The organism is Pradoshia sp. TA40_28, assembly GCF_059694525.1.
This window is the reverse complement of the sequence record NZ_JCATZO010000009.1, coordinates 63,890-77,970: the sequence shown is the minus strand read 5'-3', so window position 1 is coordinate 77,970 and position 14,081 is coordinate 63,890. Positions and strand designations below refer to the sequence as shown.

10 protein-coding genes are annotated in these 14,081 nt (G+C 38.3%); 3 read left to right on the top strand and 7 right to left on the bottom strand.

Going from position 1 to position 14,081, the window contains the following annotated elements; translation table 11 throughout:
* Positions 1-29 precede the first annotated feature (29 nt).
* Together adhP and rbsK are read right to left on the bottom strand one after the other, a co-directional pair.
* Positions 30-1,055 (bottom strand): alcohol dehydrogenase AdhP, encoded by a 1,026-nt coding sequence (gene adhP, locus AC58NB_RS13060; protein ID WP_497427280.1) that lies wholly within the window; start codon positions 1,053-1,055, stop codon positions 30-32.
* A 368-nt stretch (positions 1,056-1,423) separates the two neighbouring features.
* Positions 1,424-2,350 carry a ribokinase gene (rbsK, locus tag AC58NB_RS13055; RefSeq protein WP_497427279.1) on the bottom strand — a complete coding sequence of 309 codons (927 nt, stop codon included), beginning with the start codon at positions 2,348-2,350 and terminating at the stop codon, positions 1,424-1,426.
* A 306-nt stretch (positions 2,351-2,656) separates the two neighbouring features.
* Here rbsK and exaC point away from each other — a divergent pair, with 306 nt between their 5' ends.
* The 3 genes from exaC (at position 2,657) to AC58NB_RS13040 (ending at position 6,276) form a co-directional block, all read left to right on the top strand.
* The gene (gene exaC / locus AC58NB_RS13050; protein WP_497427278.1) at positions 2,657-4,177 is read left to right on the top strand and encodes an acetaldehyde dehydrogenase ExaC; all 1,521 of its coding nucleotides are present in this window, start codon (positions 2,657-2,659) and stop codon (positions 4,175-4,177) included.
* Between the two features lie 20 nt (positions 4,178-4,197).
* Positions 4,198-4,524: a DUF779 domain-containing protein gene (locus AC58NB_RS13045; protein WP_497427277.1), complete on the top strand. Its 327-nt coding sequence runs from the start codon at positions 4,198-4,200 to the stop codon at positions 4,522-4,524.
* A gap of 255 nt (positions 4,525-4,779) precedes the next feature.
* Positions 4,780-6,276 (top strand): peptide MFS transporter, encoded by a 1,497-nt coding sequence (locus tag AC58NB_RS13040; RefSeq protein ID WP_497427276.1) that lies wholly within the window; start codon positions 4,780-4,782, stop codon positions 6,274-6,276.
* A gap of 85 nt (positions 6,277-6,361) precedes the next feature.
* Here AC58NB_RS13040 and AC58NB_RS13035 read toward each other — a convergent pair whose 3' ends face one another.
* From AC58NB_RS13035 to AC58NB_RS13015, 5 genes are all read right to left on the bottom strand, one after another.
* Positions 6,362-8,752, bottom strand: coding sequence for a polyprenyl synthetase family protein (locus AC58NB_RS13035; protein WP_497427275.1), 2,391 nt, complete (start codon positions 8,750-8,752; stop codon positions 6,362-6,364).
* 243 nt (positions 8,753-8,995) lie between these two features.
* Positions 8,996-9,883 (bottom strand): spermine/spermidine synthase domain-containing protein, encoded by an 888-nt coding sequence (locus AC58NB_RS13030; RefSeq protein WP_497427274.1) that lies wholly within the window; start codon positions 9,881-9,883, stop codon positions 8,996-8,998.
* Between the two features lie 298 nt (positions 9,884-10,181).
* A complete protein-coding gene (gene araA / locus AC58NB_RS13025) occupies positions 10,182-11,600 on the bottom strand; it encodes an L-arabinose isomerase (RefSeq protein WP_497427273.1) in 1,419 nt (472 codons plus the stop codon).
* A 33-nt stretch (positions 11,601-11,633) separates the two neighbouring features.
* Entirely contained in the window at positions 11,634-12,329 is a 696-nt protein-coding gene (locus AC58NB_RS13020; protein ID WP_497427272.1) for an L-ribulose-5-phosphate 4-epimerase, read from the bottom strand.
* A gap of 22 nt (positions 12,330-12,351) precedes the next feature.
* Entirely contained in the window at positions 12,352-13,962 is a 1,611-nt protein-coding gene (locus AC58NB_RS13015) for a xylulokinase (protein ID WP_497427271.1), read from the bottom strand.
* Positions 13,963-14,081: the final 119 nt, after the last annotated feature.

The window sequence follows — 14,081 nt, the reverse complement described above, 5'->3', positions numbered from 1 at the left end:
TTTCTATTTTATAAAGATATTGATTGGAATTACTCGTGTTTGTGCATATCGATGACCATACGGCCCTGGATTTTACCTGCTTCCATTTCTTCAAAAATATCATTTACTTCATGCAGGCATCTTGTTTCTACGATTGGCACTACTTTGCCCTCTGCCCCAAATTGGAAAGCCTCTTCTAAATCTTTACGTGTACCAACTAAGGATCCAACGATTTGGATACCATCCAATACAGTTTTCACAATAGCTAAATCCATTGTTTCTGGAGGAAGGCCAACAGCAACAACTTTGGAAGTGGCACGTACAGAGTTTACAGCTTGGTTAAAAGCAACTTTAGAAACAGCTGTTACGACAGCAGCATGAGCTCCGCCAACTTTTTCCTGGATCCACTCACCTGCGTCACCGTCTGTTAATGGGTTACACACAAGATCTGCTCCCACTTCTTTTGATAAGGCTAATTTATCATCATTGATATCCACTGCGATTACTTTTGCATTGAATACATTTTTAGCATATTGAATGGCCAGATTTCCTAAACCGCCGCATCCATAAATCGCAATCCATTGACCAGGTTTAATATTAGAAACTTTGATTGCTTTGTAGCAAGTAACACCTGCGCAAGTAATACTGCTCGCTTGTGCTGGATCTAACCCTTCAGGTACTTTAACTGCATAGTCTGCATCGACGATACATTGTTCAGCCATTGCTCCATCAACAGTGAAACCTGCGTTTTGTACGCTGCGGCAGAATGTTTCATTTCCTGTCACACAGTACTCGCAAGTCCCGCATCCTTTAAAGAACCAGGCAATGCTGACACGATCTCCTACTTTTAAACTTGTCACATCGTTTGCAATTTCTTTAACAATTCCGATTCCTTCATGCCCAGGAATTCTTCCCGGAACTTCTCCAAAATCACCTTTTGCTACATGCAAATCTGTATGACATACTCCGCAATATTCTACATCAACTAAAGCTTGACCGGGTTGTAATTTAGGTAATTCCTTTTCAACTATTTCAACTTTACCAGGATTCTTTGCACTCACTACAGCTGCTTTCATTCCAATCAATCCTCCGTATGTATATTAGATTGCTCAATGTTTCACATACTTATTATAATTGCGTTTATTCCCAAAAGCAATACATATTGAATAATTTTCTATTTTTTGATTATTATACGAATACATTTCGAACTTACGAGAACTCTCATTATTAAACTCAGAAAGTTAGAGTTTAAAGTCTAACTTCCTGAGTTTACTCACTTCATCGGCCCTTTTTACAATAATCGTATATTTCTAATTTAATTGTTTATAAGTTAAATAATAGCTCTCCAATTTTCCGCCATTAAATAGCATGTTCTAAGCCTAGTAAAAAGAACTACCTCTTATGAGCCTCGTTTCCATTTAGCAAGTTACAGTTAAAATCCTGCTTATGATTCCTTCCTTTTACTTAGAAACAAATTGACTTCATCCATACTTGGATAAGAATTTTGTGTACCACGTTTTGTGACACTTAATGCTGCAAAGGCGGTAGCCATTTTTATCGATTGTACAACATCATTATTTTGTACATAATAATGGGCAAAACAGCCGATGAACGCATCTCCAGCTCCCGTCGTGTCAATTGCATCAACCGTATATGAATCCACGATATGTGTCCCATTATCGGTTACCCACATCACACCACGGCTCCCCATCGTCACAATGACGTTTTTAACCCCTTCCTCTATCAGGCTCGCTGCAGCAGCTTCAATTTGTTCAATCGTTGAAACAGGCAGGCCTGTTAAAATCTCGAGTTCACTTTCATTCGGAATGAAAAAGTCACATTTACATACATAGCTAAAGTCTAATTCTTTGGCAGCAGGAGCTGGATTCAGGACAACAGGAATCCCAAGCTCATTCCCCATTTCGACCGCACGATAAACAGTCTCAAGCGGGATTTCCAATTGAAGAACGATTAAAGAACATGTCTTCAGCTTTTCTTTTGCTTTATCCACATCCTCTGGTGAAAGGTATTGATTAGCCCCTTTTATAATTAAAATACGATTTTTAGAATCTGAATCAACAAAGATTGGCGCAACCCCGCTGGAGGTTCCCTGAATCTTATTGGTAAACTCTGTATCAATGCCGTACCGCTCCAGATTTTGAATGGTATTATCTGCAAAGATGTCATCGCCTACCTTTGTAACCATCATTACCTTTGAGCCTAGTTTTGCTGCCGCTACAGCCTGATTGGCCCCTTTACCGCCACAACCCATTTCAAAATCCGGAGCCTCCAGGGTCTCTCCCTCTTTTGGCATTCGATCAATATATGAGATAAGATCGACCATATTTGATCCAATAACTGCAATATCCATTGTTTTACCCTCCTTATTTTTACTTTGATAAAAAGATTCTATAGACTTTTTAGCATTGATACTATCATACTATAGGATTATTTTGGTAGAAGAATAACGTCCATCACTACATACTTCCTTACTCCAAGATATTATTTCTCTTATACATTTCATTTTCTCCTATAATCACAGTCATATTATTTGAAATTTTACTGAATTAGTCGAATAATAGGAAAGTAAACGTTTTCTTGATGAATATTTTTATTCAATAGCATCAAAAACCTTACATCTACGATTTTTCAATACGAACAAAGGGGAGAAATTAAGATGATTTATGCAAATCCTAATACGGATGGGGCCGTTGTCCAATTCAAAGAAAAATACGATAACTTTATCGGAGGTAAATGGGTTGCACCGGTTAAGGGTCAGTATTTTGATAATAAATCTCCGGTAACTGGAGAAGTCTTTACAAAAGCCGCTCGTTCTTCTGCTGAAGATATCGAATTGGCATTAGATGCAGCACACGCAGCTAAAGAAGCTTGGGGAAAAACCTCTACTGCTGAACGTGCCCGTATATTAAACAAAATCGCGGATCGTCTAGAAGAAAATTTAGAAAAGATTGCTATAGCTGAAACTTGGGATAATGGGAAAGCAGTACGAGAAACATTAAATGCAGATATTCCTTTGGCCATTGATCACTTCCGTTATTTTGCAAGTGCCATTCGCACCCAGGAAGGTAGAACTACTCAATTAGACAATGATACAGTAGCGTACCACTTCCAGGAACCTCTTGGGGTAGTCGGACAAATTATTCCTTGGAATTTCCCAATTCTAATGGCTGTATGGAAAATTGCTCCGGCCTTGGCAGCGGGTAACTGTATCGTATTAAAACCTGCTGAACAAACTCCTGCTTCCATTATGGTACTCATCGAATTAATTCAAGATTTACTACCAGCAGGTGTTCTTAATGTTGTAAACGGTTTTGGCGTGGAAGTTGGTAAACCACTGGCTACTAACCCGCGTATTGCAAAAATCGCCTTTACAGGTTCTACAGCTGTTGGACGTCAAATTATGCAGTATGCTACTGAAAATATCATTCCTGTCACATTGGAGCTTGGTGGTAAATCACCTAATGTATTCTTCGAAGATGTAATGGATCAAGACGATGAATTCTTAAATAAAGCAATCGAAGGTCTTGTTATGTTTGCGCTAAACTCAGGTGAAATTTGTACATGTCCATCCCGTGCTTTAGTCCAAGAATCCATCTATGATAAATTTATGGAACGTGCATTGGAGCGTGTGAAAGCCATCAAAATTGGTAACCCTCTTGATACAGAAGTCATGATGGGTGCGCAAGCCTCTAATGAACAAAAAGAAAAAATCTTATCCTACATTAAACTCGGTAAAGAAGAAGGCGCTGAATGTTTAATCGGGGGAGAAGAAAATGACCTCGGTGAAGGCCTTCAAAATGGTAACTATATTAAACCAACTGTTTTTAAAGGTCATAACAAAATGCGTATATTCCAAGAAGAAATTTTTGGTCCGGTTCTTGGCGTAACTACTTTTAAAGATTTTGATGAAGCAATGGAAATCGCAAATGATACTCTATACGGATTAGGTGCCGGTGTTTGGTCCCGCAGTGGAGATCTTGCCTACCGTGCAGGCCGCGCTATTCAAGCCGGTCGTGTTTGGACAAACACATATCACCAATATCCAGCAGGTGCAGCGTTCGGTGGTTACAAATTATCCGGTATCGGCCGTGAAAATCATGCTATGATGCTGGATCATTACCAACAAACTAAATGTTTGTTAGTAAGCTATGATAAAAAGGCTCAAGGTTTTTTCTAAAAAGTGAGGTTACCTCTTAAATGGTAGAACGTGTCGTAGCAACCGAAGAAGCACTACAATTAATAGAAACATTAAAGAAAACACATGGCTCGCTCATGTTTTATCAATCAGGTGGCTGTTGTGATGGATCGGCTCCGATGTGCTATAAGGAAGGCGATTTTAAAACTGGGGATTCAGACATATACTTAGGTTCTATTGGAGATTGCCCCTTTTATATACACAAATCGCAATATGAGTACTGGAAGCATACTCAATTAATTATCGATGCCATTGAGGGAAAAGGCGCAGCCTTTTCACTTGATAGTGTAGAAGATCGCCACTTCATTACGAATTCTCATGTTCTTTAGAGAAAGAATATGAGGATTAAAAAAATCAAATAGGTGTCTGAATCAAACTGCCCTTCAAAGTCTTAGATGACTTTGAAGGGCAGTTTTTATATTAAAATATTTTTTCGGATGATATTCTTTAAGATTTATTATAGAAATCCAGTAGATTATGTTATATTACTATTAAACAAAATTGCCTGTATAATCTATTAATTTTGATTTTTTGATCTATGTAAAATAAAATTATAATACATCATGTTAAAGGAGAGGGAATTTTTGAATAACCAAAATAAACAGCCTGGTGTCCCTGGTATACCTAATACCGGTTTCTTCGGACATCCAAAGGGACTTTTCACACTATTTTTCACAGAATTTTGGGAACGATTTTCTTACTATGGAATGCGGGCCATTCTGGTCCTCTACCTCTATGCTGAAGTTAGTAAGGGTGGATTAGGATTTGATCAATCCACTGCCATGTCCATAGCTGCCATTTATGGATCGTTAGTCTATCTATCTGGTATTATCGGCGGATGGGTTGCTGACCGCTTGCTCGGGACAAGCAGAACCGTCTTCTATGGTGGAGTTTTTATTATGTTTGGTCATGTTGTTCTGGCATTACCACTAGGTGCTGAAGCCTTTTTTGCCAGTATGTTCTTAATTATCATTGGTACAGGGCTATTGAAACCGAATATCTCCAGCGTTGTTGGTGATTTATATACGAAGAATGATCTTCGTCGAGATTCTGGATTCAGTATTTTCTATATGGGGATTAACTCAGGTGCCTTTCTTGCACCATTTATCGTAGAAGGATTACGCGGACATTATGATAGCTATCATGCCGGATTTTCAGCAGCCGCTGTCGGTATGTTTCTTGGATTGATCGTATTTGTGCTTACGAAAAAGAAAAATTTAGGAACGATTGGAACACAGCCACCTAACCCATTAAGTTCGGAGAGCAAAAAGAAATTTGCTCTTTATTTTGGAGTAGCAATCGTAGCTTTAATTGCTCTTTTTTATGCTCTAATTGCAATCGGTTGGCTAACTATTGATCGATTTGTCTTACTTGTAACCATTTTGGCAGTTATTATACCAATCATTTACTTTGTATGGATGTACAAAAGTTCAAAAACAACAGCTGAAGAACAGTCAAGACTGCTGGCCTATATTCCATTATTCCTATCTGCTGTTATTTTCTGGGCTATTTATGAACAAGGTTCTAACCTTTTGAATATCTATGCTTTGGAACGAACTAATTTAACCTTATTGGGCTTTAAAATTGCACCTGGTGTGCTCCAGGCGATGCCCGCTCTCTTTGTAATCATATTTGCACCAGTTGCAGCCTGGTTATGGATGAAGCTTGGGGATAAACAGCCTTCAACATCTAAAAAGTTTTCAATAGGATTGCTATTAGCAGGTCTATCATTTATCGTCATGCTAATACCAGGTTACCTAAGTGGCGGTGATACACTTGTCAGTCCTTATTGGCTGATATTGAGCTACCTAATCGTCACACTTGGAGAGCTTTGTTTATCTCCTGTTGGTTTATCAGCCACTACCAAACTGGCACCAGCAGCATTCTCTTCTCAAACAATGAGCCTATGGTTCCTGGCAAGTGCAGTTGCACAGGCTATTAATGCACAACTTGTAAAACTATATAGCACAGAAACGGAACTCCTTTACTTTGGATCAATTGGCGGATTCGCCATTCTTTGTGCCATCATTATTTACTTTATTTCACCAATCATTCAAAGATATATGAAAGGCGTTAAATAAAGTGATATGAAAATGACCCCGGCTATGTAGTCGGGGTCATTTTTGATATTCTGATAGCTAAGCTAAACAGACAGCGAACAAACTCTCAACGTTGTCTGTTTACTATATAATTCAGTAAATGCTTCAAAAAGGTGCTCTTTGGTGAAATCTGTTTAATAGCCTCCATAGCATGGCAGTAATGATCCCACATTACTTTCCTGGCACCCTCCCTGCCAAGTACTGATACAAAAGTGGAGTTATTATTTTCTATATCCTGTCCAACAGGTTTTCCAAGTAAACGATTATCCCCCTCTATATCAAGTAAGTCATCCTTAATTTGAAAGGCAATTCCAGCATGTCTGGCGAATTTTTTTATTGATTTCATTTGAGATTCCCCTGCTTGCGCAAGAATGGTAGGCATGATTAATGAGGCCTCAAATGCTATTCCTGTTTTGTAAAAGGAGAGCGTATTCAATTCTTCCAATGTCAGTTTTTTTCCCTTTGACTCCAAATCCATTGCCTGCCCTCTGCACATAATCATGGCTACTTCGGATGAATACTGGATCAGATGAAGGACAGACTCAGAATCAAACTGTCTTAATGAAGCCTGTTCCTTCATAGCACATTGGATAAGATAAACAGAAGTTATCTCTGCAATACCAGTGTTATAGACCTCATGTAGAGTTGCACGTCCCCTGCGAATAGGCGCATTATCCTGGGATGGCAGGTCATCAAGGATCAGCGATGCTGTATGCATATATTCCAAAGATTTTAGAAGCGGCACAATTGCCGATGGATCTAACTCATATTCTCTGACTCCCATCATCCAAGTCACAATGGGTCTTAACCTTTTCCCATCACCTTCGAGGCTATAATTAGCCGCATCATTGATTGTATCCTGCATTAAAAAATCCGTGTCCTCTTTATAAATAGGCAGGCATTGATTAATCTCCTGGCGTACGGCCTTGATCATGTTTGAAAAGTCTCTTTCTTCCTGACGATCCTTTTTCAAATTGTTTAGGATATGATCACGAAGCAGTTTATCAAAGAAATCTACATCATCTGCTTTCTGAACCATTTTTTGAATGAAATGATTGAATTTGGGCATATCTGCTGTTAACAGATTCATCAGATCCTTATATTTCTTAGTACCCAATCGTTCTTTATTTCTTTTTAGTCCATTAATCGCTCGATCCAATATCACTTCACAGGCGTTAGGGTCAGACTTATACACATGATGAATCAGGTTAAAAATGACTGTCCAATATAATTCAAATGGATTGATAAGATCGGGACGCTTATCATGATAGGTTATATAATACGTATAAGGAGTAACCGCACCTGCCTCCATATCATCGAACAAATCAGCAAAATCATCAGCCAGTTGATTATAGATTCCATAATAAAAGGTGTGCTTGTTAAACTCCTCATCCTCAGGAGCACTAATAACAGAACGAACAATTAATCGTGAGGAAGAAGATTTTAAAATGATCGGAACGTATAGCTCTTCATTTGTATAGTTCTCGTTTGTTAATTCTTTAACTCGGTCTACTTCCTGTGAATGAAAAAATACATATGCCTGTTCGAAAAATACTTTTATGGTTTCTGGCCTTTGGCAAGCTTTAATATACTGAAAAGCTTCTTTAAGTTCAGAATGAATAGGTCGAATGACCGTTTCATTTTCCCCACGCCATTCGTCTATTTCTGGAACTGTCCCACTAATCAGCGTAGTTCTTATGATATCTGAAAACTGTTTTTTCTCCTGAATAGATAAAATGCTAGCATCCAGCAAATCATCAATAAACGGATAGGTCAGTCCATAGGAATACCCTAGTCGGATTGCTTCATCAAGCTTTTGTGCCCGTTCCTCAGGGAGAATAGCAGGACTCATTTCTTCCATAACATGCATCATAACCCCGGCAATGATTTTAATTAATTTCCGTTGTGCATTCTCAGCATCCATCCCATTCGGTATAGAGGATGATACTGTTTTCAGCTTGTCGAATAACCAAATGACTGAAGACTCAATATGTTCCTTTTGACCCCATCTGTACAAACCCGGCATGCTAAACAAATCGATTTCGCCAACTTCATCCGTTTTATCTTGAACGAGTTGAGAGATCAGCTTGTCTACGACTTGTTTGATTTTATTTTGTGTTTCAGGCAAGTCCAAAGCTTTACCCAAATCCCTCAGATAGATGTACGAGATACTTCGATGAAGATACTGTTCCAATTTCCCCTTCGAATTCAACCAGCGTAAATACTGATGATACTCCTTATTGGTTGGTTTTCTTTTTTTATGCGAAAAAAGGGAGGCTAAGGATTGATGACGAACATGGTTCTGCTGCCACGATTCCATATCTTTCATTAATGTATCCATATAGGTCTTCTCTATCACCTGGGCGTGTAAAGATTTAAAATACTTTTCAGCCTTCTCTTCAGCCGATGCATAACATATATCGCTATTAATGATGACCTTCTCTTTCATAAGCTCCATTACCTCTTGTTTTCTTTTGGATATACAATCATTCTCCAATTCGATACTTCAAAAGTAACATCTTTATAACGAGAATGCTAAAAATAAACGAATTGTATTTTTTACCTACTTGTTATTCAAAGTAAATTCTTCTCATTAATATGAATAAATTTTGTTCATATATTCTCTCAAAGCAAGACTCCAACATCATTAAATAGAAAAATCCTCCTTCAATTAATTTGAGGGAGGATTTCTAGCGTACTTTTATAAATAGCATTTAATTGATTTTTCAATCCAATAGGTAAAGACCGTATTGGGGCATCTTTTTTCAAACAGCTTCATACTTAAATACATATCGATTCCATCGGAAACATCATGCCATAAATCTGTAAATACAAAATCAAATTGGCCCTTCGCCATCAATTTTTGTGCATATTCAAAAGCATCCGCTTTAATGATCTTGATCTTTTGACTATTTTTGAATTGTGGCAATATATAGGTTTGAAATAGCTTGATCACATCTTCATTCATTTCAACTACAGTGATACTTTCAACATTTTCTTTTTCAGAAACCATATAGGTATAATAGCCAAGACCCAATCCAAAAGTAAGCACATTCCCAAATGCCTGATCAACCGCTTCTTTCATTGTTTCAATTTCGTTCGGCGTAACCGTCATCCATATTCTTTCGTTTTCTAAAATAGCAGGATACTTAAATTCTGTCTCAAAAAAACCAATTTGCGGTATTTGTCTTCCTTCTCTTGTTTTGACGATATCATTGTATACAAATCCTTCAAACGCTTTATACTTTTCATATTTTAATTCACTAGTTCCCAATTTGATGGTGGGAAGCTTGATATTCTTATAATAGGGATTATCATAATATTCATTTGCATCCAGCTTAAAAAACATCCTATTAAAATAATGGTTGAATAGTTCCTTATCTTCCATGTTATCTACAATATCCAAGCCGAAAGCAGCAGCTAATATAACTGCAAAAGCATGTTCATACGATACACCATACTGAATAATCTCATTGATTTCTTCTTTATCAATAAAATCGGGCGCATTATTTAAATAATTGCTTAGCAATGCGAATACTTTTTGATTATCTTCTTTTATTCTATCTTTAGGTTCCATACCTTCACCCATATTCCATAGTTATAAGTAAAATAATAGCGAAAAAAGGAGGGGAGGGCAACGATGATGGAATGAAGCAAATTCGGAAAGATACCTAATCTTGTACAAAAAAAGCTTTGCCGAGTATATCTCCCCTCCACAAAGCTTAATCTACTAAACTAACCTTATTTAGTTAACATTTTATTTAATGACTCCTGGGGTCTTTGGTGCCAGATTCAGCAAGGATTTGAAAGGTAACCTGATGCATATCAATCTCTGAAATTTAATTTATTCTCTCCAAGGAAACATAGCTCCTTAGAGGATAAAGTCATTACTTAATAACTACGTAGTCTAAGTCAACAAGCTTTGCATAGGTGATAATTTGGTCTGTTGTCAGATTGAATGAAACAACCGTATGATGACCGCCACCATTCTCGATCCACGCTTTAACCCCATCTTGGAAGTTTGGCTTAATAGACCAAAGTACACGGGCTACTGGTAGATTTGGTGCTGGAATGGTTGGTTCAAATGCAGATACTTCATTAATTAAAAGTTTATAATGTGTACCAAAGTCAGCCATTGAAACTACGACTCCATCCCCTGCCTTACCATCAAAAACTAAACGGGCCGGATCTTCACGGTCACCAATACCTAATGGAGATACGACAATTTTTGGTTTGTTACAAGCTAAGGTTGGATCTACTTCAAGCATATGTGATTGAAGAGCAGCTTCTTGCCCAACTGCTAATTCATATGTGTAATCTTCCATAAATCCGGTTGATTGATTATGACTCATCACTTTCAGTAAGCGATCCAGTGCTGCAGTCTTCCAATCGCCTTCACCAGCGAAGCCATATCCTTGTGCCATCAAACGTTGGACTGCAAGGCCTGGCAGCTGCTTCATCCCATATAAATCTTCGAAATTAGTTGTAAAGGCATTGTAACCACCCTCATCAAGGAAGCGTTTAATAGCAATTTCATAGCTTACTTGTACCTTTACGCTCTTTTCCCACTCTTCTTTGCTATATGTACCATAATCAAATTCATATAGCTCTGCATACTCAGCTAATAAAGCATCTACTTCTCCTTCCTTCACTTCATTTACATATTGAACAAGATCCCCTATACCAAAGTAGTCTACAGTCCAACCAAATTGAATTTGTGCCTCAACCTTATCCCCTTCTGTAACACCAACATTACGCATGTTATCACCAAAACGAGCCACTTTAATAAGGAAGCTTTCGTTATAGGCAACAGCTACATCCATCCATTCTGCTATTTGCTTTTGAACTTCATTACGTTGCCAGTAACCAACCACCACTTTGTTTTGCTTTTTCAAGCGAGCATTGATAAACCCGTATTCACGGTCTCCATGAGCGGATTGATTCAAGTTCATAAAGTCCATATCTATTGTATCCCAAGGTATACTTTCATTGAATTGCGTTGCCAAGTGGAGCAATGGCTTTTGTAATAGTTTCGTTCCACGAATCCACATTTTTGCAGGCGAAAACGTGTGCATCCAGGTAATGACACCCGCTACTTCATCACGATAGTTCACTTCTTTCATAATGCTGGTAATTTTTTCTGCACTGACAGCTAAATCTTGTAATACAAGCGGGTAAGGTAGAATACCACTTTCATTTAAGGCATCCGTCATCGTTTGGGCATGTGCTTTGACTTCTGCTAATGTCTCTTCTCCGTAAAGATGCTGTGAACCTACTACAAACCAAAATTCTTTTGCTTTTAACATAATAATCCTCTTTTCATTGTTTGATAGTTTGTCTTATTTTTGCCCATAGTAAGCATTTTTCCCATGTTTCCGCAGATAGTGCTTATCTAAAATACGTTGTGGCAACTCTTCGGCAAAATGGTTTAATTCACGCGTAAACAAATTCATCTTGGCAACTTCTTCTAATACCACACTGTTCATAACTGCTGATTTAGCATTTTTTCCCCAAGTAAATGGTCCATGTCCGTGAAGTAAAACACCTGGTATAGCCAATACATCTAACCCACGGTTTTCAAAAGTTTCGATAATTACCTTTCCCGTTTCCACTTCATAGCCACGATCAACTTCCTCTTGAGTTAAGAACCTCGCGCATGGAATAGAACCATAGAATGTATCGGCATGAGTGGTTCCCATCGCCGGAACATCTAAACCTGCTTGAGCCCATATAGTCGCCCAGGTTGAATGGGTATGTACAATCCCGCCAATTTCGGAGTAATGCTTGTATAGGACTGCGTGAGTTGCAGTATCAGATGAAGGATTTAATTCTCCTTCAACCACATTGCCATCTAAATCAACAACGACCATATCACTAGGCATCATCGTTTTATAATCAACACCACTGGGTTTGATCACAAATAAGCCACTATCACGATCGATCGCGCTTACATTTCCCCATGTATATTTCACAAGTTCATGTTTGGGTAATTCTAAATTCGCTTCATACACTTCCTCTTTTAACTTTTCTAACATTTGAAACCCTCCAAACTTCCACTCATAAAATCAAATGATCTACAGCAGTCTGCTCAATGACCAGACCTTTTTTATAACGCTCTATAAATGTTTCAAATCCTTTAACATCAAATTGATCCGGATATATTTCTTGACTATCAACCTTGTCAAAGACCCTTTGATCGAGGAATTCTTCCAGACTTTCGTTATCCTTTTTGTTCATCATGTATGAGGCCAGAATTGCCACTCCCCATGAACCACCATCTCCAGCTGTTGCCATAACGGATACCGGAGCATTAATGGCAGCTGCTACAATTTTTTGACCAACAACAGGAGTTTTGAATAATCCACCATGAGCTAATATTCCATCAATTTCAACACTTTCTTTTTTCGTCATAATGTCCATTCCGATTTTCAAAGCGCTAAAAGCAGTAAAAAGATGTGCCCGCATAAAGTTTGCTAAATTAAACTGACTATCAGGAGATCGGACAAATAGCGGCCTCCCCTCTTCTAATCCCGTAATATTCTCACCGGACAAGTAGCCATAACTTAGCAATCCACCAGCATCCGGATCAGCTTCCAGAGCTTTATTTAACATCACTTCATATAACTGATCCGTTTCAATTTTTTGTCCCATTGCTTCGGAAAATTCACGGAATAGTCTCAGCCAGGCATTCAAATCACTGGAGCAGTTATTTGCATGCACCATAGCTACTGGGCTGCCGTTTGGTGTTGTTACCATATCAATTTCTGGATAAACTGCAGAGAGTTCTTTTTCCAGTACAATCATGGCAAAGACTGATGTTCCTACTGAAATGTTCCCGGTATGTTTTCTCACACTATTTGTGGCAACCATTCCTGTACCGGCATCACCTTCCGGCGGGCAAAACGGAATGCCTGGCTGTAAATTTTGTGATTGATCAAGAATTTTTGCCCCAACTTCAGTCAAAACACCTGCTTGCTCTCCGGCAAGATAAATTTTGGGGAGAATCTCCTTTAAGCTCCAAGGGTAACCATTGGTAATCATTAGTTCGTCAAATTGCTTAACCATCGATGAATGGTAAGTTTGTATTGATTCATCGATTGGAAACATGCCTGAAGCATCTCCAATGCCGATCGCTTTATTTCCTGTCAGTAACCAGTGGATATAGCCTGCCAAAGTGGTAACATAATCAATACGCGGCAAATGTTTCTCTTTATTTAAAATAGCTTGATAAAGATGAGCAATACTCCAACGTTCAGGAATATTGAAACCAAATTTTTCAGTCAATTCTTTTGCTGCTGTACTGGTTGTTGAATTACGCCAAGTACGAAATGGAACTAGTAGCTCACCGGTACGATCAAAAGCCATATATCCATGCATCATGGCAGAAATCCCAATAGAACCAATCGTACGAATGGTCATTCCATAATTTCTTTCAACTTCTTGCTTCATTTCACGATAAGCTGCTTGCAGCCCTGTAATAATATCCACTAAGCTGTACGTCCAAAAACCATCTTCTAATCGGTTTTCCCATTCAAAACTTCCTGATGCGATGGTAACAAAATTATTGTCCATTAATACCGCCTTGATACGTGTAGATCCAAATTCAATTCCTAGCGATGTTTCTCCCTCGGTGATCGTCTCTTGAATAGTTGCTTTGTTTGTTTTCATATAAACCCCCATTCTGATAGCGGTTTCAATATTTACAGAAAAATGATTGCGCTTTCTTTCTACTTAGCCCAATTATATTTATTTGTACGTACAATTGTCAAACAATATGAAATTAGTAC

What these genes read in the sequence shown, in the direction of transcription:
- adhP (WP_497427280.1), bottom strand. Translation starts at nt 1,055, where the DNA reads ATGAAAGCAGCTGTAGTGAGTGCAAAGAATCCTGGTAAAGTTGAAATA.
- exaC (WP_497427278.1), top strand. Translation starts at nt 2,657, where the DNA reads ATGATTTATGCAAATCCTAATACGGATGGGGCCGTTGTCCAATTCAAA.
- araA (WP_497427273.1), bottom strand. Translation starts at nt 11,600, where the DNA reads ATGTTAAAAGCAAAAGAATTTTGGTTTGTAGTAGGTTCACAGCATCTT.
- rbsK (WP_497427279.1), bottom strand. Translation starts at nt 2,350, where the DNA reads ATGGATATTGCAGTTATTGGATCAAATATGGTCGATCTTATCTCATAT.
- AC58NB_RS13045 (WP_497427277.1), top strand. Translation starts at nt 4,198, where the DNA reads ATGGTAGAACGTGTCGTAGCAACCGAAGAAGCACTACAATTAATAGAA.
- AC58NB_RS13020 (WP_497427272.1), bottom strand. Translation starts at nt 12,329, where the DNA reads ATGTTAGAAAAGTTAAAAGAGGAAGTGTATGAAGCGAATTTAGAATTA.
- AC58NB_RS13015 (WP_497427271.1), bottom strand. Translation starts at nt 13,962, where the DNA reads ATGAAAACAAACAAAGCAACTATTCAAGAGACGATCACCGAGGGAGAA.
- AC58NB_RS13030 (WP_497427274.1), bottom strand. Translation starts at nt 9,883, where the DNA reads ATGGGTGAAGGTATGGAACCTAAAGATAGAATAAAAGAAGATAATCAA.
- AC58NB_RS13035 (WP_497427275.1), bottom strand. Translation starts at nt 8,752, where the DNA reads ATGGAGCTTATGAAAGAGAAGGTCATCATTAATAGCGATATATGTTAT.